Source organism: uncultured Psychrobacter sp., assembly GCF_947488565.1.
In the GTDB taxonomy this organism is placed as follows: Bacteria; Pseudomonadota; Gammaproteobacteria; order Pseudomonadales; family Moraxellaceae; genus Psychrobacter; species Psychrobacter saeujeotis.
This window is the reverse complement of record NZ_CANKZC010000002.1, coordinates 139,223-158,714: the sequence shown is the minus strand read 5'-3', so window position 1 is coordinate 158,714 and position 19,492 is coordinate 139,223. Positions and strand designations below refer to the sequence as shown.

Here is a 19,492-nt window from a genome sequence, read left to right as displayed (position 1 = left end):
CGCTACATAGTGTTTCTTTGTTTTACTAATTTCTTAAACCGAAAAAACACCCCAACGATCTTAGACCGTTGGGGTGTTGTTACTTTAACCAATCACGTACTTATAACGAATCGATAGCTTCGTTGAACGTTGTGCTAGGGCGCATTGCCTGCTCAGCCAACTTTTCATCGGCAAAATAGTAGCCATCGATATCTACAGATTTACCTTGAGCGTCATTGAACTCTTTAACGATAGCGTCTTCTTGACTCTCAAGACTTTGCGCAAATTTAGAGAATTTCTCTTTTAGCTCGCTGTCTTGTTCTTGTGCGGCAAGCTCTTCTGCCCAGTACATAGCCAGATAGAAGTGACTACCGCGGTTATCCAATTCACCTGTTTTACGCGATGGAGATTTATCATTCAATAACAGCTTTTCTGTCGCTTTATCAAGCGTATCTGCCAATACCTGTGCTTTGGCATTGTTATCGTTTTTGGCCAAATGCTCCAAAGACTCAGTTAAGGCTAAAAACTCACCCAACGAATCCCAGCGTAAATGGTTTTCTTCTACCAGCTGCTCGACGTGCTTTGGAGCTGAACCACCGGCACCCGTTTCAAACAGACCGCCACCCTTCATTAAAGGTACAACTGAGAGCATTTTTGCGCTCGTGCCCAACTCTAAGATAGGGAATAAATCTGTCAGATAGTCACGTAAGATATTACCAGTCGCAGAAATGGTATCAAGACCGCGAGCTACACGCTCTAAGGTATAACGCATCGCACGAACTTGTGACATGATTTCAATATGTAGGCCATCAGTATCATGGTCTTTTAAGTACATATTAACCTTTTTGATGAGCTCGTTTTCATGCGGACGATATGGATCTAGCCAAAAGATAACAGGCGTATTTGATTCACGTGCGCGGCGTACAGCAAGTTTCACCCAGTCTTGAATCGGTAAGTCTTTGGTTTGACACATGCGCCAGATATCACCCTTTTTGACGTCTTTTTCGAGCAAGACTTCGTCGGTGTCAATATCGACAATACGTGCCATACCGGTATCGCTAGATTCAAAGGTCTTATCGTGCGAGCCATATTCTTCAGCTTTTTGAGCCATAAGGCCGACGTTAGGGACAGTACCCATCGTCGTTGGATCAAAATTACCATGCCATTTGCAAAAATTAATCATTTCTTGATAGATACGAGCAAAAGTAGACTCAGGCATAACGGCTTTGCAATCGTATAATTTGCCATCGGCGCCCCACATTTTACCGCCATTACGAATCATAGCAGGCATAGAAGCATCTACGATAATGTCGCTTGGAGAATGGAAGTTGGTAATACCTTTTGCAGAGTCGACCATGGCCAGACGCGGGCGATGCTCTTGACAGGCATGTAAGTCCTGCTCAATCTCTTCACGCTTTGATGCTGGTAATACTGAGATTTTGTCGTATAGATCAGCCATGCCGTTGTTAACGTTAATACCTAACTCATCAAAACACGCGCCATGTTTTTCAAAGGCTTCCTTATAGTAGATTCTTACTGCATGACCAAAGACGATAGGGTGAGAAACCTTCATCATGGTCGCTTTTACGTGCAATGAGAACAAAATACCAGCTTCGCGGCAGTCTTCCATTTCACGCTCATAAAACTCTAGCAGGGCATCTTTACTCATGACCATCAAATCGATGACTTCTTTGTCTTGCAACGCAATTTCAGGCTTTAAGACTTTTTTAGTGCCGTCATCGAGCAACAATTCCATGCGGACAGTGCGAGCTTTATCTAATGTTATAGACTGCTCACCGTCATAAAAGTCACCGCCATGCATGTGCGATACGTGCGTGCTTGACCATTGCTTCCATTCACCCATAGAGTGCGGATGTTTGCGAGCATAGTTTTTGACAGCCTTTGGTGCCCGGCGATCTGAGTTACCTTCACGCAGTACAGGGTTTACTGCACTACCGAGCGCTTTACCAAAACGCTTACGCAGCTCTTTTTCTTCATCCGTTTGAGGATCTTCTGGAAAATCAGGTATCGCGTAACCTTTGCCTTGTAGCTCTTTAATCACAGCTTTAAGCTGTTGTACAGAAGCACTGATGTTAGGTAGTTTGATAATATTGGTGTCAGGTTCTTGTGTTAGACGACCAAGCTCAGCCAAATTGTCAGGAACACGTTGATCTTCATTTAAGTATTCAGGAAATTCAGCCAATACTCGGGCGGCAACAGAGATATCGCTGGTCTCAACAGCAATCCCTGCCGTCTGCGTAAAAGCCTTAACAATAGGTAAGAACGACAGAGTCGCCAGCGCTGGGGCTTCATCAGTTTTTGTATAAATAATTTTTGACATTTTAGTAGGGTAATCCTTTAGTCGGTAGTTAATAATAAGGCTTAGTATTATTTTGAATGCTAAATGCTAAATGCTAAATGCTAAATGCTAAATGCTAAATGCTACTAAGCGATAACGAACTATATGGCTATAACCAGTACATTATATGCAGTTCCAAAAGTTGAAACGGCTTAAAGTTTTCTATTACTCATATTCATTTACAGGCGTTAATATAAGATTTCAAAAGGTTGCCCTAAAGAAACCATTTTTAAAAGTAACTGATTGACAGCACATTATAACTAATCCGCTATAAATTCGCTTAATGTCAATCTTGTTTAATGAACTAAGTGTACTGTTTTTGCTCATATCCTATGTATCTAAATTATATTAATCTAATAACAGCTTTATTCTACCAGTCATCGACACTGATATCATCTTTTCCATGCAATTAACGTTTTTTGCAACTATTATCTAGGGGCAAATTTTTTGGTATATTTATAAAACCAATCGATAAAGCAAATATCTGTGGTTTATGTAGCAAACGCCTTGCTTAGCTGTAATTATACAACATAATAAGTAAAGTCATCTGCAGCGTTGTAGATGACTTTTTGTATTGGTTGAGCATAAAGCTCAATTTTTTGAACATTATTGTTTGCTTTAATTGGATATTTTGCAAATTGTGACAGCAAAATAGTTGACGTTTGATACGCTAAACCATAAAGAAAACGCAATGTGAGAATTATGAATTTACAGTATGCACTACTCAAAGACACAAGTTGGCAGAGTCAAGTCGATTGGCAATTGCCTGATACGCCTTTTATGTCGTTTGCCTTTTGGCAGGCATTGATAGATACACATGCCATTGGCGAGCAGGCAGGATGGTTGCCTATTTTCGTTTTGGTTTATCGTACAGATGATGTGGGCCACAAAGCTACGATCGATCCTATCATAGAACCAGTAGACATAGAGCCAGTAGATATCGCTCAAGCTGTCGCCGTCATGCCAGTATTTGTAAAAAATCATCATCGCGGTGAGTTTGTGTTTGATCATGCATGGGCGCAAGCCTACGCGCAATATGGTCTTGACTATTATCCGCGCCTAGTGACAAGCTCTCCTTATACCCCAATTACTGGGCAGCGCTTATGGTTGGCGGCTGGCGAGACGCTTGATGCCAATATCGTAAAAACGGCTATGGCAGGAGTAGACGACATTGCCCAGCAAGTAGGAGCGTCAAGCTGGCATGGACTGTTTGTAACGCCAGAATTGGCCAAGCTGACGACGGCCGCAATGCCTGCTCATAATGTGAGTGATCCGGCACAAATAACCCATACTGAAGTAGAGGCGCTTACTGCAAACAATCCTATCCTTGAGCGCCAAGGCTGCCAGTTCTTATGGCAAAATAAGGATTTACTGCAAGATGGCAAGGCGTTTACAGACTTTGATGCGTTCTTAACGACATTGACGGCTAGAAAACGTAAAAATATTCGTGCTGAGCGTAGAAAAGTAATTGCCCAGGGGATTCGTTGCGTTCGTAAATGCGGAGATGAGATTACTGAGGCGGATTGGAAGGCGTTTTATCATTGTTATGTAATGACCTATGCCGTCCGCGGACAGCAGCCATACTTAAAAGAAGCATTTTTTATGGCATTAGCAAAACAGATGCCTGAGTGTCTGTTGTTAGTACAAGCTTACGATACCAATGATGAGATTATTGCCAGTAGCTTGTTTTTATACGACAAACCCCATAGCGACAATGCAACTTTATATGGGCGCTATTGGGGTGCGCTTGGCGAGTATGACAGTTTGCATTTTGAGCTGTGCTATTATCAAGGCATTGAGTTTGCCATTGAGCAAGGTTTGACGCATTTTGATCCCGGTACTCAAGGTGAGCACAAACTTATCAGAGGATTTATTCCAACTAAAACACACTCATTACACCGTATATATGATCCACGTTTTGTACCAGCGATTGCTGACTTTTGCGCAAAAGATCGACTACAAATGGCGCGATATCGTCAGCAAGCACACGATGCATTACCATTTAATGTTGATAACATGCCAGAGTTTACTGATTATGATTGATAAGGTTTGAGCGTTATGAGTAAGATTGGTTTTTCTTTTTTTACCCTTCATATTTAGTCAGTGATTATGTCAAGTTATCCCTATGATTGTCTAAATAATTGGCCACCGCCAATAGAGCTATTACCATGGCTTAATGCCAAAGGCTCATTAACTGCAATGTTAGAAGAAAAAGCCGGGCAGCCATTACGCGTAGAGCGTAGCTTTGAAGGTTATCGGCTGCTTACGTTACACCAAAAGCGGCAACTAGGTCTGCATAACTCAGCACTTAATCGTTCGATGCTAGCATGGGTACGCGAAGTTCGGTTGTATGGTAATGATGATAAGCCTTGGGTACAGGCGCAGAGTGTCTTTCCTTTAGCAAGTCTAAAGGGGGGTGCACGTCGTCTGCAGCAACTAAAAGGTATTCCTATCGGCTATGTCTTATTTAAACGCAGTCGTACTTTACCTAACAAGCGCTCTGTCTGCTTAACTGACGATGGATGGCAACGTCAAACGTGTTATGACTGGTATAGACGTAAATTACTGATTAGTGAAACCTTTTTATCAGCATTTTTGTCTAGTGATGCTTGAGGGTTTTTAATAATCGTAGGTTTGCTAGATCAACATTGCTAGATATGACGTATTTAACATGTGCTGGCATGTATTAAAATAAGAAAAAAGCTTATTTTATTGGCCATTTATTGACGCTATAAAACCATCTAATTCGCTTGGCTTAAGGTAAGGGTTTTTTGCGTTCATAACATAAAATTTCATGTTACACTTGCCCATAGCGATACGCTAAGTGCAGAAGTACATCAAAACTTGTTGCTGATATCGAGGCGCCGACTCTAGGCTTCTTTTTTCTAACAACGCCTTTTTAATAATAGTCAATACGTAGGACATACATATGTTTAAAGATATATCTATCAAGGATTTTGATCCAGAACTTTCAAAAGCCATGGAAGCTGAAAGTGTACGTCAAGAAAACCATATTGAGCTTATTGCGTCAGAAAACTATTGCTCGCAAGCTGTGATGGAAGCGCAAGGTACAGATCTCACCAATAAATACGCCGAAGGCTATCCAGGCAAGCGTTATTACGGTGGCTGTGAGCACGTCGATGTCGTTGAGCAATTGGCTATTGATCGCGCAAAAGAGTTGTTCGGTGCTGAATATGTCAACGTACAGCCGCATTCAGGTAGCCAAGCAAACTCAGCCGTCTTTTTAGCATTGCTTGAGCCTAACGACACGGTACTAGGCATGAGCCTAGACGCGGGTGGTCACTTAACCCATGGCGCGCATATTAACTTTTCAGGCCTTAATTACAACGCCGTACAGTACGGTTTGGTTGAGGGCACTGGACTTATCGATTATGATGAAGTTGAGCGTTTGGCAAAAGAGCACAAGCCTAAGATGATTATTGCTGGCTTTTCAGCATACTCACAGATTGTAGATTGGGCACGTTTCCGTGAAATCGCCGACGAAGTAGGCGCATATCTATTAGTAGATATGGCACACGTGGCTGGTCTTATCGCTGGCGGCGTTTACCCAAGCCCAGTACCATTTGCTGATGTAGTGACGACGACGACGCACAAAACCTTACGTGGCCCGCGCTCAGGTATGATTTTGGCTCGTGATGAGAAGCTTGCGAAAAAGCTTAATTCTGCGGTATTCCCAGGCAACCAAGGAGGCCCGCTCATGCATGTCATCGCGGGCAAAGCGATTTGCTTTAAAGAGGCGCTAGAAGACAACTTCAAAACCTATCAGCAGCAAGTCGTCAAAAACGCCCAAGCAATGGCTAAAGTTATCCAAGAGCGTGGTTATGAAATTATCTCTGGTGGTACTGAAAACCATCTAATGCTGATTAGCTTGGTTAAGCAAGAAATGACGGGTAAAGAAGCGGATAAATGGCTTGGCGATGCGCATATCACTGTGAACAAAAACGCTGTACCAAATGATCCAAAATCTCCGTTCGTCACATCTGGTATCCGTATCGGTACGCCAGCGATTACTACGCGCGGCTTTAATGAAGCACAAGCTAGTGATTTGGCTGGTTGGATCTGCGATGTGCTAGACAGCCGCGGTGATGAAAAAGTCTTGGCTGACATACGTGGCAAAGTAGAAGCTATCTGTAAAGAGCTACCAGTTTACGAAAAAAACCAGTAAGCCAGTTCTTTTAATTTTAGCTAGCGCTTATTTAGCGTTGAGTAAAATAAAAACCGCTCAGCTTAGGCTGGGCGGTTTTTTCTTGTTATAAAAAAGTCGGTATTTTTATGGTGAACTTCTCAGTCGAGTCTTTGGGTCATCGATGATTTGGTCATAGTGTTCAGAACTATAGTACACGGAGATTAGGCAGCCAACGTATCAGCCATACCAAACAGATTAACCACCAAGCTGGTTTAAGGCCAACGCCAGTATCAGGCCAACACTCGCACTGATACCTGCCCAGTGGTTGCCGCGTTTAAAGGCAGTGGGGAACACCTCAGTCGCTAAAGAGGCAATAACAGCGCCAGCAGCGAAACAATCGATAGCACTAATAATCTCTTCATCAACGCCTTTGAGCAGCACCTTACCTAAGATAGCCGCAAGCGATAATAAAACAGCGGCACCGATCCAAAGCATAAGTACTTTCTTGTTACTTTTGCCATTTTTACGCATCTCTTTGGCACCGCCCGCCGCTTCTGGAAGATTGGACAACAAGATAGAGCCTGCCAATGCAGCGACTTGCATTACGTTACCGCTTAAGAGTGATACGCCTAGCGCCAGATTTTCAGGCACCCCGTCAAGTGTGATGGCAGCCAATAGACCACCACCGCCCTCCGAGTTGAGTTTTTCATCAATCAAGTAGTCAATACCTGTAAATACGATAGCGCCTAGTAAAGTGAAAGCCGCTGTGATCCAAACTCCGCTATCAGTCACGGCTGGTTGTAATAGCTCGATGACCACTGATATCGTCAGTGCCCCACCTGCGACCGCCAGCAAGTTGCCTTCAAGCCAGCTAGGTAGTCGTCCATACAACCCCCAAAGCGCCCCGACGATAAGGGCGCCTGAGACAACAATGATTACTGCAAACACTAACATAATTTACCTCAATATTTTTATACACCATTGATAACGGCTTATGGTTTTGGTGTCATTAGAAGTTGCGTAACAAAACGCAAGGTTTGTTCTTTAATCTATGAGATCAGTAAACACGCCAACCAAAAACCCCAACTAACCGAAGTGTAGTTGGGGCTTTAATTATTACTAAAACTGGTCTAAAAAGTCTTGTTTCTACATAAACGGTAAATTAACGAATATCTGCAATACCGTGGCGTTGACAATATCGACAAAGAAGGCACCAACCATCGGCACAATCAAAAACGCCTTATACGAAGGTAGGTAGCGATCGGTGACCGCCTGCATATTGGCAATCGCAGTCGGCGTTGCCCCCATACCAAAACCACAATGTCCTGCTGATAAGACAGCGGCATCGTAGTTTTTGCCCATTATCTTAAAGGTGACTAGGTACACATAGATAATCATAATCACCGTTTGTACGATTAAGATAACCAGTACAGGACCTGCTAAGTCAGTCAGCTGCCATAGTTTTAGTGACAACAATGCCATGGCCAAAAACAGGCTCAAAGAGGCGTTACCTAATACATCAATGGCACGGTCAAACATCTCAAAGTTAAAAAATATCGTTAGTACGTTGCGAATAATCACACCGCCTGCCAGCGCCCAAACGAAGGTAGGCAACTCAAACCACGTATCAGCTGCAACCAATGTCATGGTCTCTGCAAACGCCAACGCACCGGCGAACAGTGCCAAAGTTTCGATAGTAGAGGACGCAGTAATAAGACGAATGTGGTCAGGTCTTTCAAAGATTTCTTTGTCATTTAAGATGTCGTCTTCGTCGTGCTTGGTACTATATAGTGACTGCGCGCCTGTTACCTTTTCGATATCACTTGGACTTTGATTGTAGGGAGTTGGCTCTATACCAAGCCTTTGAATCAACCGACGAGCCACAGGCCCACCGACTACGCCGCCTGCGACCAAGCCGTAAGTTGCAACAGCGATACCTAGAGTCGTTGCACCGACCACGCCATATTGCTCCTCTAAAGTAATGCCCCAAGCACCGGCCGTTCCATGTCCACCAGTCAGCGCGATAGAACCGGTGACCAGCCCAAGTAGAGGGTCAAGTCCAAGAGCGCTTGCCATCGCAACGCCGACGATGTCTTGCAAGATAATAAAAACGGACACCACAATGGTGAAAATCAATAACGGCGTACCACCTGCTTTAAGCTTACTAAAGTCAGCGCTCAGACCGATAGAGGCAAAGAACATCAGCATGGTCGCCGTTTGCAATCCTTGGTGAAAGTTAAAGCTAAATCCCCAAAATATATTTAATATATAAACAACGACTGCAGCGACCAAACCACCTGCAACTGGTTCTGGAATATTAAAGTTTTCTAAAAACTTGATATTTTTAACCAAAAACCGCCCTAGCAGTAGTACTAAAGTGGCTAGTATCAAGGTGTAATAGCCATTTAAAGTAATTTCCATACTTCAATCCTTTCTCTAAATATAAATTAACCCAAATTTGAAACAAAATTATATTTATCTCAAATTTAGGTCTCGTGATAATTAGCGACTAATCCTTGTCTCTTGTCGGCATAGTCACCCAAAGTTGCGGCTTGCCGAAGTCCTTATAGGCATCTTCAATAATGCCTTTAAAAACGTTAAAGTCCTCAGTGTTTATGTTCTCTACCGCAGCCAAATTAAGCGCTAGATATGCAACTTTACTGTCTGTCAAACAATCCCACGCACTGTCCCAGTTATGAGCAAAGTAGCTAGGAAAATTGCATGCCTTGGCTAAGCTGGTCAAAAGGGTGTTTTTATCAAGCGTTTTACCGATTGAGATACTAACAGCCTGTTTAGGAATGCTGTCACTTAGTGCTGCATTGCTTTGATCAACAAAATAAATGGCTTGGCTCATATCAGTTTACCTTAAGCTTTCGAAAGCTATCGTAATGATCTATGGTCAAATAATAGACGGTAGGAGGATTGCCACCAGTGACAATACGCCGCGCTCCTCGATGAGACACCCCAGGCGTAGGTACGGTGTACTCGCGGTAGTAGCCTTGGGACTGGGCAGGCAGTCTGCCTTCACGGTTATAAAAGGTAGTACCGTCTTTATTCGGATATGGAAAAGGCCCACCTTGTTGAATCAGCGCGACTGTTTGGTCTATCTGAGGGTCGCCAGTGACAGCGTTTGTCTCTATCTCAACATAAGAAGAGGTTGACGTAGTATTAGATGGAGCATCACCGAGTAACGCCGGCTTTAATTCTGTATAGCCAAAGAATATGATGGCAATAAGAACAAGTACGCTAAGAGCAGTCGATTTCCAGCTTTTTTTGTTCTGCCTATTAGAGTTACTATTATTGTTACGGCTATTCACGTCACGGCTATTCACGTCACATAGTCTCTGACTGCCGTTCTGATAACTTTAGTTTGAACGTATTGAGGCGTGATTTACTTTGGCGGAACTCTCTTCGATACTCAACGAAGCATCCGTAACCTCAGTTGCTCGCAATTGATCTTTATGGTTACGTTCGCTATTAAAATAGACTCGTTGACCTACAGTGATTGGCTGCGACAACCTGACGTTACTGACATGGAAGAAGACCTCTTCATTTTGCTCATCAACATCGATAAAGCCATAGCCTTTATCTGAGCTATAGTGCTTGATTTTGCCACTTTGCATGAGATCATGTTCCTATATAATGTTTTCGTTATGTTGCAACCTGATCTTTATCATGGTTTTCATTGAGAAAGCGAATTTTTATGACCCATTTACCCTCAATAAAAAAACGCCAGCAATGGGGCTGACGTTTTTTGTGGATTATACTTGAGGTTAGGTCATAAGTGGTAGGTTAAGGAGTAAAAATTAACAAGAGACAACAAGTTAAGCACGTGTCTCACCATGTCCATAGACGATCCACTTCTGTGAGGTTAGGCCTTCGAGTCCTACCGGGCCACGCGCGTGAATCTTATCGGTTGAAATGCCAATCTCTGCGCCCAAGCCATACTCAAAACCATCTGCGAAACGACTAGAAGCATTAATCATGACACTTGCTGAATCCACTTCACGAATAAAGCGCTGCGACTTAGTATAGTTATCAGTAATGATGACATCGGTATGATGGCTGCCATGGGTGTTGATATGTTCAATGGCTTCATCGATGCCTGCCACGATTTTAATCGCTAAGATAGGCGCTAGATATTCGGTATCCCAGTCCTCATCGGTTGCAGACGATAGATGACCCTCAAGCTTGGCATTGTCCTTTAAGAGAGCTTGCGCCTTGTCATCGAGACGTAGTTGCATGGCGTCATCAGCTTGCACGATAGCTTCAGCAATCTTTGGTAATAGCTCATCTGCAATCGTGTCATCGAGCAATAACGTCTCCATCGTGTTGCATGTGCCATAGCGATGGGTTTTTGCATTGACGCTGACATCGATGGCGATTTTTGAATCAGCGTCGCTATCGATAAAGGTATGGCAATTACCATCTAAGTGTTTGATGACAGGTACTTTGGCATCATTACTAATACGAGCAATCAAGCCTTTGCCGCCACGCGGTACAATGACATCGACGTATTCTGTCATAGTAATAAGCTCGCCAACGGCAGCGCGATCTGTGGTTTGCAGTACTTGTACGCTATGCTCAGAGAGGCCCGCTTTTTTTAGGCCTTGGTGGATACATTTAGCGATTGCTTGATTGGATTCAAAGGCTTCAGAGCCGCCGCGTAGAATAATGGCGTTACCTGATTTTAGGGCCAATGAAGCAGCTTCTAAAGTAACGTTTGGGCGTGACTCATAAATCATGCCAACAACGCCAAGTGGCACGCGCATTTTACCTAAGTGAATACCAGATGGGCGATAGGTCATATCGGTGACCTCGCCGATAGGATCAGGTAGGGCTGCGACATCTTTTAGACCTTGAAGCATGCCCTCAAAGCGATCTTCGTTGAGCTCTAAGCGATCTAAAAGTGCTGCTTCAAGGTCGTTTTTTTGACCATTATCCATATCGATTTTGTTAGCAGATAAAATATCTTGTTTGTTATCAACTAATACATCATGAATCGCTATCAATGCTGAATTTTTATCGCCAGTATTGGCAGCGGCAAGCGTACGCGACGCTGTACGAGCTTGTTTGCCGACTTGTTGCATGTAAGTAGCGACATCTGCGGTATTTGATTGACTCATAGAAAGGTTCCTTGTGTGTGTAGATGAGAGTTTTTCACTAATAAGAGGTTGTCATTGGCGAGAATTTACGTTTTTTCGCCTTCACAACTTGATGCTATTTAACATAGAGGAGTTACCATCGATAGTAAAGATGAATTTGTGAACAGTATCTGCTTTTACTCAGCAATTTTTGTCACTTACAATGCCTTTGCCAGCCTTTATAAATATAAGATTTAAATCAAAATATTGTCTATTCGTAAGTCTGTTAACTCAAAATAATCATATAAAAAACTTAATACGTACGCGGTTACGCACTTTTAACATAACTGTGCTGTAAATACTAAGGTAGTGACAAACAGTTATCAGTATAGTTGAGTACTAAATAACCAGACATTCCCTAAACTCAATATCCATTAAGTGGGTTTAGAAAATTTTTTTATCCCATTATGCCTATTAAGCGACGGAGAGTTCAGATGAATACTATTAAAGATATGACTACCTCAGATACGACCACTCACAAACCTATGCATAAAAAGTGGCTTTACGCTTCTTTAGCAGCAGCGGCTTTAACATTGGGTGCTTGTGCAGATAAAGAAGCACCTATGAGTGAAGACGAAACAGCTATGGATGCGCAAGTAGAAGTAGAGCAAGATGCTACTAGTGTTGATGATGTCGAGCAAGTCACAGAAGGAGTCAACAGTGCAGATATCTCTGATGATCCTATGGTGAATGATGATGTCGCCGTTGCTACGGTTGATGAGTCTGAAGTGACGGACGACGCTGAGATATTAGACGGTAGCGAATCAGAAGAGCATGTATCAACCTACTAATTTTAATCTCTTAAATTACTATTAATAAGCTTACAGACTGGCTGTTGATAAGCCTATAAACTGACTATCATTTAAGCTGACTATTACCAGTTTTATATAAAAACAGTAACATTATAGGTAAGCTCAGATGTGCTAACGCTGTCTGAGCTGTTTTTGTGGAAAAAAGGGTAAAGAAGCAAGAGGTATCAAGCACAAAAAATAGATAGAAAGTTTGCCTTTTGGTCTTGTTTTAGGCGACAATGTGGCGCAAACGCCCTATAAAACTTATTAGCATCATTTTAAGTCATTATTACGCTTCTCCCTTTATTTATTTTTATTGGAAATCTACCGACCCATGCTTGAGACTGCCGCAAACTCGACTCGCCCTATTGCCTTAGAGTTACAAGATCTTCATAAAAGCTTCGGCTCATTGGCTGTGCTCAAAGGTGTATCGTTGACTGCCTATGATGGTGATGTGATCTCTATCTTAGGATCTTCTGGCTCTGGTAAATCGACTTTACTACGATGTATTAATCTACTTGAAAAACCAACACAAGGGCATATAAGCATTGGTAATGAAGCGCTTATGCTAAAGCCAACCAAGTCAGGCGAGATGCAGGCGGTAGATAATAAACAGCTTGATAGCTTACGGGCTCGTGTGGGTTTTGTTTTTCAAAACTTTAATTTATGGCCGCATAAGACCATCCTTCAAAACATCATCGAAGGGCCAACACAGGTATTAAAAATCAAAAAAGAGCAGGCCATTATCGATGCAGAAAAACTGCTAGATAAAGTTGGTTTGCTTGACAAAAAAGACGCTTATCCTGCCAACTTATCCGGCGGTCAGCGTCAACGGGTTGCGATCGCTCGTGCACTTGCGATGCAGCCGCGTGTATTATTATTTGATGAGCCGACTTCTGCACTTGATCCTGAGCTGGTCAATGAAGTGCTGACTGTTATGCGCGACTTAGCAGAGGAGGGGCGTACAATGTTAATTGTCACCCATGAGATGCGCTTTGCTCGTGAAGTTTCAAACAAAGTGGTGTTTTTGCATCAAGGTGTGATTGAAGAGATAGGCACACCTGAGCAAGTATTTGACAACCCTACCTCAGAGCGAGTCAAAGAGTTTATGGCATCGCACAATCAAAATTAATTATTAAAAATACCCATCATCTATTATCCATCACGCTATTTTTTAACCTTATGTCTTAACTTTTCAGACAATCAATCACCTGACCACTATTTGATGTTGTCATTCTGACAGTGTTAGATAGTGGCGATGTCAAACGAACATCAGGCATGTATTTTATCCTCATTTGATGCTTTATTGCTCGATAATAACAGTCAATATGCAAAACGTTTGTTTTTGATATTTGAGTGAGGTATTATCGAGTTGTCCATAAAATGTCAATACTTGTTATTGTATTTACATCTGGCAAGGATGTCAGACGTTAAAACTGCACAAATCTTTATCAAAATTTTATTAAAAAATGAGGAACGTATGATGTCGAACTCTCGCCTATTGTGGTCATCAATGACCATCACCGCGGCCATTGCACTTAGTGCCTGTAGTCAACCTGCCAACGAGGCCGCTGATACTAACGCTGATGCACCGGCAGCGGACGCGGCTGGTAAGACGATTCGTATCGCAACTGAGGGCGCTTACCCTCCTTTTAACTATACTAATGCTGACGGTAGCTTGGCAGGATTTGATGTCGATGTTGCCAATGCTTTGTGTGAGCAGATGCAAGCCAACTGTGAAATCGTCGCGCAAGATTGGGACGGTATCATTCCAGGTCTATTGGCTCAAAAGTATGATGCTGTGGTCGCAGGTATGTCGATTACTCCCGAGCGTCAAGAAAAGGTCGATTTCACTGAGCCTTACTTTGCTAATACCATGGTATGGCTGACCGATACGACTGGCAGTTTTGATCCAATGGCAATGCAAAACCTGACGTTGGGCGGTCAACGTTCAACGACTCCAGGTGCTTATTTGCAGGACAATTATGAAGGTAAAGACGGTAATACGGTTCAATTATATGATAACTATGATAATGCCTACCTAGACCTAAAATCTGGTCGTAGTGATGCAGTATTGGCCGAAAAAGTATCTGCCAAATCGTGGTTAGCAGATAACCCTGAAGGCTTTGGTATTGTTGGCGATGAGATAGATAATGACGACAATATTGCTATCGCTGTACGTAAAAACGACTCTCTTAAAGATGACTTCAATAAGGCGTTGAGTGAGATCCGCAGCAACGGTGAGCTTGCTCGTCTTGAACAAGAAAACTTTGGTCAATAAAAATCTATTTTAGAAATAAGAGAGTAGCAATTATGACAATATCTATGACATCATCAATCGTAAATAAAGCCAAATGGTTGGCACCGCTTAGCGCTGCTATGTTGATGCTGGCTGGCTGCAACAATAGTACTGCACCAGAAGAGAGCGCTGCCTCTGATACAGCAGTTTCTGACGCGCCTATTAATGTAAAAATCGCTACCGAATCAAGTTATAAGCCGTTTAGCTACACAGATGCTGATGGCAAGCTTATCGGTTATGAGATTGAACTGGTCGATGCGTTATGTGCGCAAATGCAAGCTGAGTGTGAGGTAATCTCTCAGGATTGGGACGGCCTTATTCCTGGGCTCAATGCACAAAAATTCGATGCGATTATCGCTGGTATGTCGATCACACCTGAGCGTAAAGAAGTGGTAGATTTTACGGATCCGTACTTTCACACTGGTATTATCTTAATCGGTAAAAAAGGCGATGACATCAGTGTTGCTGACCTAAAAGGGCAGCCTGTAGCTTCGCAGCGCTCAACGGTCTCGTCACAGTACCTGCAAGACGAATACCCTGATGCTGACATCAAGCTTTATGACACTCAAGACAATGCCTATCTAGACCTAACTTCAGGTCGTGTACGTGCGATGATGTCAGATAAAGTGACTGGCATTGATTGGTTAAAGACTGAAGCTGGTCAAGACTATGAAGTCAAAGGTCAAGAGATTAGTACTGAAGAAGATGCAATGGGTATTGCCTTTCGTAAAGGTGATCCTCTAGTTGCCAGGTTCAATGAAGCGTTGGCTGAGCTAAAGTTTAATGGTGTCTATGATCAGATCACTGGTAGCTACTTTGGTACCAGCACAACCGCTGCAGCCCAACAAGCGACAACCACCGGCGGTGTTGAAAAAGTCGTTGTCGTGGACGAAGAGGGCGTCGATGCCAATGCTATGATTGCTGAAGAAGAGCAAACAGAAGCGGCGACTAATTAATAGCGCTTTAATGAGTAAAACCTAGGCTGTTGGTCTTTAGTAAATATCAAGGATGATTATGAGCAACCATTTTGTCTCCGCGATCGTAATGGCGAATATGTCTGTTGTGAGATCGACTAGAGTGAATCGTTTACTAGCTCCTTCATTGGCTATGGTGGCAGCGTTTACGTTAGCTGGTTGTAGTAATAGCCAAGACAGTGCTGAGAACGTTAATGCAACAGCTGATGAGACTACGGCAGCGGCTGAGTCAGGTGAGGTGCTACGTATTGGTACCGAAGGTGCTTATGCGCCTTTTAACTATACCAATGCAGATGGGACACTCGGCGGTTTCGATGTCGATATGGCCAATGCCATTTGTGCGGATATGCAAGTCACCTGTGAGATTACGGCGCAAGATTGGGACGGTATCATTCCTGGCCTGAAGGCTGGCAAGTATGATGCGATTGTAGCTGCGATGTCTATAACGCCAGAGCGCGCGCAGCAAGTCAGCTTTACTGATCCTTATTTTAGCAATACTTTGGTGTTTTTGGCCAAACAAGACAGTGGCTTTGATCCAAGTCTGAGTAGTGATATCGATGCCCATTCTATTGCCGCCCAGCGCTCGACCATCTCTTCACAGTGGTTAGAGGAGACTTATCCAAAAGCAAATATGAAGTTATATGATACTTTGAGCAATGCGTTTTTGGACTTAGGGTCAGGCCGCGTTGATGCGATGATATCTGATAAGCTACCAGCGCTAGAATGGTTAAGCTCACCATCAGGTAGCGGCTATGTAGTCAAAGGGGAAGAGATCGATATCGATGACAACTTTGCAATCGCCGTGCGTCCTGGCGATGATCTGCAAGCAAAAATTAATCAATCATTAAAGAATCTAAAAGCTGATGGTACTTATGATAAGCTCAATCAAAAGTACTTTGCTATACCAATTGTGGTAACCGATGAACCTATCGCAGATACTACTGCTCAATAGAGGTGTTCTAGTGTAATGATCTATAAACCAACCTCAAAATACTTACCTTATTAGTCAAAAGGATATTGCCAGACCGGTGATATCCTTTTTATTTTGTCAATGTTTTCTATCGTAATGTCGGCTTTCGTATCTGCTAGATAAGAAAGACAACTGTAAATTGACTATACAGTCTTGCCAAATTTATCCTAATAGTAGGGGTTTTGACAATAGCAATGTTCATTTATAGACAGGTTTTGCTTATGAGCAGTAACATAGAGCTTGCCGATTATGATAAAATCACGGCGCATTTCTACCGAGTCAATCAATCGTCGTCTCTGTACAAGGCGACATTTGTCATTGTTCTAGAAGATATAAGACGATTGATACGGATTCTTTAACTAACATTCTGCTAACTGGCTAATATAAAGAGACTGAGTGGACAACTGTGTTTGACTTACAAGGATTTGGCGCGCTCTTACTGAGCGGCGCAACCGTCACTATCAAGCTTGCTTTGACCAGCTTAATTATAGGCATGGTCCTCGGGCTTTTGGGTGCGACTGCTAAGCTGTCCAAGGTTTGGATACTACGTAAAATTGCGACTGTTTATACAGCCACGATGCGCGGTATCCCCGAGCTACTATTGGTACTGTTCATATATTATGGCGGCTCCATATTGCTCATGAGTGTACTCAAAAATTTTGGTTATAATGACTATATTGAGATCAGTGCATTTTGGGGCGGGGTCATGGCCTTGTCTATTGCCTTTGGTGCATATGCGACCGAGATTTTACGGATGTCCATTCAGGAGATTCCAGTAGGTCAAAGTGAGGCGGCTCAAGCGGTTGGCATGCGTCCTCTTCAGACGTTTTATCGGATTACTTTACCGCAAGTGTGGCAGATTGCCCTACCAGGTTTGGGTAATTTATTTTTGGTACTGCTCAAAGATACCGCTTTGGTATCAGTCATTGGTCTTAAAGATATTATGTATCAGTCATCGCGCGCCGCTCAGTCAACCCAGCAGCCTTTTACGTTTTATATGGCAGCAGCGATTATTTATTTGGGGCTGACGATGCTCATAACTGGCTTTATGATGTGGCTTGAATGGCGTGCAAACCCAGCAGCACGCTATGCAAAGAAGCTTAGCCGTCAATCGACCACAGGGTAGAGGAGAGATACTCATGGATTGGAATTGGCAGGTTATTTTTGATCATATCCCAGATTTATTGGGCGGTGCAGTGTTGACCGTGCAACTGGTGGTAGTCTCAGGCATCATTGGGCTATTTTTAGGCTTGGTTTTAGCGTTATTAAGATTGTCCAAAAGCTGGTTGGTACAGATTATACCTTTTTTGTATATCTTCTTCTTTCGTGGTACGCCGCTACTGGTACAGATATTCTTGATTTACTATGGTCTTGGCCAGTTTGAAGCCGTACGTGATTCGTTCTTGTGGGAGCCAGTACTTAGCCAAGCTTATTGGTGCGCCATTATCGCGTTTACGATGAATACGAGTGCGTATCTTGCCGAAATTATTCGCGGAGCCATTCAGACCATCCCAGTCGGTGAGCTTGAAGCGGCCGATGCGATCGGCATGTCAAAATGGCAAAAGCTCACCCGTATTACTTTGCCGCGAGCATTTGGTATTGTGATTCCAGCGTATAGTAACGAAGTGATTTTTATGCTTAAGGGTAGTGCCTTAGCCTCAACGATTGCGCTGATGGATATCACTGGGGTAGCCCGTACTATTAGTGCTCGTACTTATACTTTGATGGAGTTATTCTTCGCTGCAGGTATTGTTTACTTACTATTATCATGGGTAATTTTATTCGTTTTTGGCAGGTTTGAAAAACGTATGAATCGTCATACCAGCTACGTACCACCAGATGTCGTGACACGTACTATCCCATGATATAGGACCATGTTTTTATTACATAGATGATCAGACATTACGATAGAGCGGTTGATTGACCGCTACTAAAAGATAATAATGAAAAATAGTGATGAAAGTTACTTGGTAAATGCTCGTATGACTTCCTTTTATAGTGAGAACGCATTATGACTGAATCTCCCCATGTTTCTTTGATTAATGACATCGTTAGAGAGGCTAATGAGTTTAGCATAGACGATGATAACAGCAACCAAAACAAGCGTCATTTGATAGGCAAAGTCGTCTGCGTCGGTCGCAATTATGCCGCTCACGCCGCTGAGCTTGGCAATGCTGTTCCAACGCGTCCATTACTATTTATCAAGCCTGCTTCAAGTATTATCTCTTTATCAGACGTTATTCCTAGTAGTGTCCGTGATACACCCCGCAAAAAAGTATATCCAGTACATTACGAAGCAGAATTCTGTATTCGTTTGGGCAAGGATTTAAAGTCAGCTTCGTTAGAAGAGGTTGTCAGTACGACTGGTTTAATTGAAGCAGTCACGCTAGGACTAGATTTGACTTTGCGAGACTTACAAAGTGAGCTCAAAGAACAAGGCCATCCATGGGAGCGGGCAAAGTGCTTTGATGGCGCATGTGTGTTTGCTGACTGGATTGATCCGCTGGCATTTGGTGACTGTAGCGATGTGCATTACCAGCTTTATATTAATGACGAGCTTAAGCAAGACGGTAATAGCGCGCTGATGCTATTCCCTGTTTATGAGTTACTTGCCGAGATTAGCCATGCTTTTAGTTTGCAAGCAGGTGATGTGATTATGACCGGCACCCCAAGTGGCGTTGGTATCTTGCATGCAGGCGATGAGTTAAAATTGGTATTGGGCGCGCATGAGTGGCAGGCGCGAGTGCAATAGTGTTACTCTAAATATAAGCTTAAATAAAAATTTGATGTCTGAAAATAAAAAATCCCAAGCCAATGCTTGGGATTTTA

At 43.0% G+C, this 19,492-nt stretch carries 18 protein-coding genes; 11 read left to right on the top strand and 7 right to left on the bottom strand.

All coding sequences use genetic code 11. The features are described 5' to 3' along the window. Window positions 1-100 precede the first annotated feature (100 nt). A complete protein-coding gene (locus Q0890_RS04920; RefSeq protein WP_299218227.1) occupies window positions 101-2,320 on the bottom strand; it encodes an NADP-dependent isocitrate dehydrogenase in 2,220 nt (739 codons plus the stop codon). 720 nt (window positions 2,321-3,040) lie between these two features. Between Q0890_RS04920 and Q0890_RS04915 the strand changes: the two genes are divergently transcribed. From Q0890_RS04915 to glyA, 3 genes are all read left to right on the top strand, one after another. Continuing rightward, complete coding sequence (locus Q0890_RS04915) at window positions 3,041-4,381, top strand: GNAT family N-acetyltransferase (protein WP_299218226.1); 1,341 nt, start codon at window positions 3,041-3,043, stop codon at window positions 4,379-4,381. Window positions 4,382-4,447: 66 nt separating this feature from the next. Then, window positions 4,448-4,951 carry a chorismate lyase gene (locus Q0890_RS04910; protein WP_299218224.1) on the top strand — a complete coding sequence of 168 codons (504 nt, stop codon included), beginning with the start codon at window positions 4,448-4,450 and terminating at the stop codon, window positions 4,949-4,951. A gap of 316 nt (window positions 4,952-5,267) precedes the next feature. Further along, entirely contained in the window at window positions 5,268-6,524 is a 1,257-nt protein-coding gene (gene glyA, locus Q0890_RS04905) for a serine hydroxymethyltransferase (RefSeq protein ID WP_299218222.1), read from the top strand. A gap of 216 nt (window positions 6,525-6,740) precedes the next feature. Here the strand turns inward: glyA and Q0890_RS04900 are convergent, their stop codons facing one another. From Q0890_RS04900 to Q0890_RS04875, 6 genes are all read right to left on the bottom strand, one after another. Continuing rightward, entirely contained in the window at window positions 6,741-7,439 is a 699-nt protein-coding gene (locus Q0890_RS04900; protein ID WP_299185689.1) for a zinc transporter, read from the bottom strand. A 192-nt stretch (window positions 7,440-7,631) separates the two neighbouring features. Then, entirely contained in the window at window positions 7,632-8,906 is a 1,275-nt protein-coding gene (gene gltS / locus Q0890_RS04895; RefSeq protein ID WP_299218220.1) for a sodium/glutamate symporter, read from the bottom strand. Window positions 8,907-8,994: 88 nt separating this feature from the next. Continuing rightward, the gene (locus tag Q0890_RS04890) at window positions 8,995-9,339 is read right to left on the bottom strand and encodes a barstar family protein (RefSeq protein WP_299218218.1); all 345 of its coding nucleotides are present in this window, start codon (window positions 9,337-9,339) and stop codon (window positions 8,995-8,997) included. Window position 9,340: 1 nt separating this feature from the next. Continuing rightward, entirely contained in the window at window positions 9,341-9,817 is a 477-nt protein-coding gene (locus Q0890_RS04885; RefSeq protein ID WP_299218216.1) for a ribonuclease domain-containing protein, read from the bottom strand. 33 nt (window positions 9,818-9,850) lie between these two features. Then, complete coding sequence (locus Q0890_RS04880; protein WP_299218214.1) at window positions 9,851-10,108, bottom strand: cold-shock protein; 258 nt, start codon at window positions 10,106-10,108, stop codon at window positions 9,851-9,853. Window positions 10,109-10,309: 201 nt separating this feature from the next. Continuing rightward, window positions 10,310-11,611, bottom strand: a complete 1,302-nt coding sequence (locus Q0890_RS04875) for a glutamate-5-semialdehyde dehydrogenase (RefSeq protein ID WP_299218212.1) — start codon at window positions 11,609-11,611, stop codon at window positions 10,310-10,312. A 452-nt stretch (window positions 11,612-12,063) separates the two neighbouring features. Here Q0890_RS04875 and Q0890_RS04870 point away from each other — a divergent pair, with 452 nt between their 5' ends. The 8 genes from Q0890_RS04870 (at window position 12,064) to Q0890_RS04835 (ending at window position 19,415) form a co-directional block, all read left to right on the top strand. Next, a complete protein-coding gene (locus Q0890_RS04870; RefSeq protein ID WP_299218210.1) occupies window positions 12,064-12,420 on the top strand; it encodes a hypothetical protein in 357 nt (118 codons plus the stop codon). Window positions 12,421-12,754: 334 nt separating this feature from the next. Further along, on the top strand, window positions 12,755-13,552 hold the full coding sequence (locus tag Q0890_RS04865; protein ID WP_299218208.1) for an ABC transporter ATP-binding protein: 798 nt from the start codon (window positions 12,755-12,757) through the stop codon (window positions 13,550-13,552). Window positions 13,553-13,900: 348 nt separating this feature from the next. Next, window positions 13,901-14,701, top strand: a complete 801-nt coding sequence (locus Q0890_RS04860) for a transporter substrate-binding domain-containing protein (protein ID WP_299218206.1) — start codon at window positions 13,901-13,903, stop codon at window positions 14,699-14,701. A 32-nt stretch (window positions 14,702-14,733) separates the two neighbouring features. Beyond that, complete coding sequence (locus Q0890_RS04855; protein WP_299218204.1) at window positions 14,734-15,675, top strand: transporter substrate-binding domain-containing protein; 942 nt, start codon at window positions 14,734-14,736, stop codon at window positions 15,673-15,675. 97 nt (window positions 15,676-15,772) lie between these two features. Then, the gene (locus Q0890_RS04850) at window positions 15,773-16,645 is read left to right on the top strand and encodes an ABC transporter substrate-binding protein (protein WP_299218974.1); all 873 of its coding nucleotides are present in this window, start codon (window positions 15,773-15,775) and stop codon (window positions 16,643-16,645) included. Between the two features lie 424 nt (window positions 16,646-17,069). Next, window positions 17,070-17,789 (top strand): ABC transporter permease, encoded by a 720-nt coding sequence (locus tag Q0890_RS04845; RefSeq protein ID WP_299218202.1) that lies wholly within the window; start codon window positions 17,070-17,072, stop codon window positions 17,787-17,789. Between the two features lie 13 nt (window positions 17,790-17,802). After that, window positions 17,803-18,528 carry an ABC transporter permease gene (locus Q0890_RS04840; protein ID WP_299218972.1) on the top strand — a complete coding sequence of 242 codons (726 nt, stop codon included), beginning with the start codon at window positions 17,803-17,805 and terminating at the stop codon, window positions 18,526-18,528. Window positions 18,529-18,674: 146 nt separating this feature from the next. Further along, window positions 18,675-19,415, top strand: a complete 741-nt coding sequence (locus Q0890_RS04835; RefSeq protein WP_299218201.1) for a fumarylacetoacetate hydrolase family protein — start codon at window positions 18,675-18,677, stop codon at window positions 19,413-19,415. Window positions 19,416-19,492: the final 77 nt, after the last annotated feature.

Excerpts from the sequence above, each read along its gene's own strand:
- Q0890_RS04870 (WP_299218210.1), top strand. The coding sequence starts at position 12,064 with ATGAATACTATTAAAGATATGACTACCTCAGATACGACCACTCACAAA.
- Q0890_RS04880 (WP_299218214.1), bottom strand. The coding sequence starts at position 10,108 with ATGCAAAGTGGCAAAATCAAGCACTATAGCTCAGATAAAGGCTATGGC.
- Q0890_RS04915 (WP_299218226.1), top strand. The coding sequence starts at position 3,041 with ATGAATTTACAGTATGCACTACTCAAAGACACAAGTTGGCAGAGTCAA.
- Q0890_RS04920 (WP_299218227.1), bottom strand. The coding sequence starts at position 2,320 with ATGTCAAAAATTATTTATACAAAAACTGATGAAGCCCCAGCGCTGGCG.
- Q0890_RS04835 (WP_299218201.1), top strand. The coding sequence starts at position 18,675 with ATGACTGAATCTCCCCATGTTTCTTTGATTAATGACATCGTTAGAGAG.
- Q0890_RS04855 (WP_299218204.1), top strand. The coding sequence starts at position 14,734 with ATGACAATATCTATGACATCATCAATCGTAAATAAAGCCAAATGGTTG.
- glyA (WP_299218222.1), top strand. The coding sequence starts at position 5,268 with ATGTTTAAAGATATATCTATCAAGGATTTTGATCCAGAACTTTCAAAA.
- Q0890_RS04840 (WP_299218972.1), top strand. The coding sequence starts at position 17,803 with ATGGATTGGAATTGGCAGGTTATTTTTGATCATATCCCAGATTTATTG.
- Q0890_RS04850 (WP_299218974.1), top strand. The coding sequence starts at position 15,773 with ATGTCTGTTGTGAGATCGACTAGAGTGAATCGTTTACTAGCTCCTTCA.
- Q0890_RS04900 (WP_299185689.1), bottom strand. The coding sequence starts at position 7,439 with ATGTTAGTGTTTGCAGTAATCATTGTTGTCTCAGGCGCCCTTATCGTC.
- Q0890_RS04890 (WP_299218218.1), bottom strand. The coding sequence starts at position 9,339 with ATGAGCCAAGCCATTTATTTTGTTGATCAAAGCAATGCAGCACTAAGT.
- Q0890_RS04860 (WP_299218206.1), top strand. The coding sequence starts at position 13,901 with ATGATGTCGAACTCTCGCCTATTGTGGTCATCAATGACCATCACCGCG.
- Q0890_RS04910 (WP_299218224.1), top strand. The coding sequence starts at position 4,448 with ATGTCAAGTTATCCCTATGATTGTCTAAATAATTGGCCACCGCCAATA.
- gltS (WP_299218220.1), bottom strand. The coding sequence starts at position 8,906 with ATGGAAATTACTTTAAATGGCTATTACACCTTGATACTAGCCACTTTA.
- Q0890_RS04875 (WP_299218212.1), bottom strand. The coding sequence starts at position 11,611 with ATGAGTCAATCAAATACCGCAGATGTCGCTACTTACATGCAACAAGTC.
- Q0890_RS04865 (WP_299218208.1), top strand. The coding sequence starts at position 12,755 with ATGCTTGAGACTGCCGCAAACTCGACTCGCCCTATTGCCTTAGAGTTA.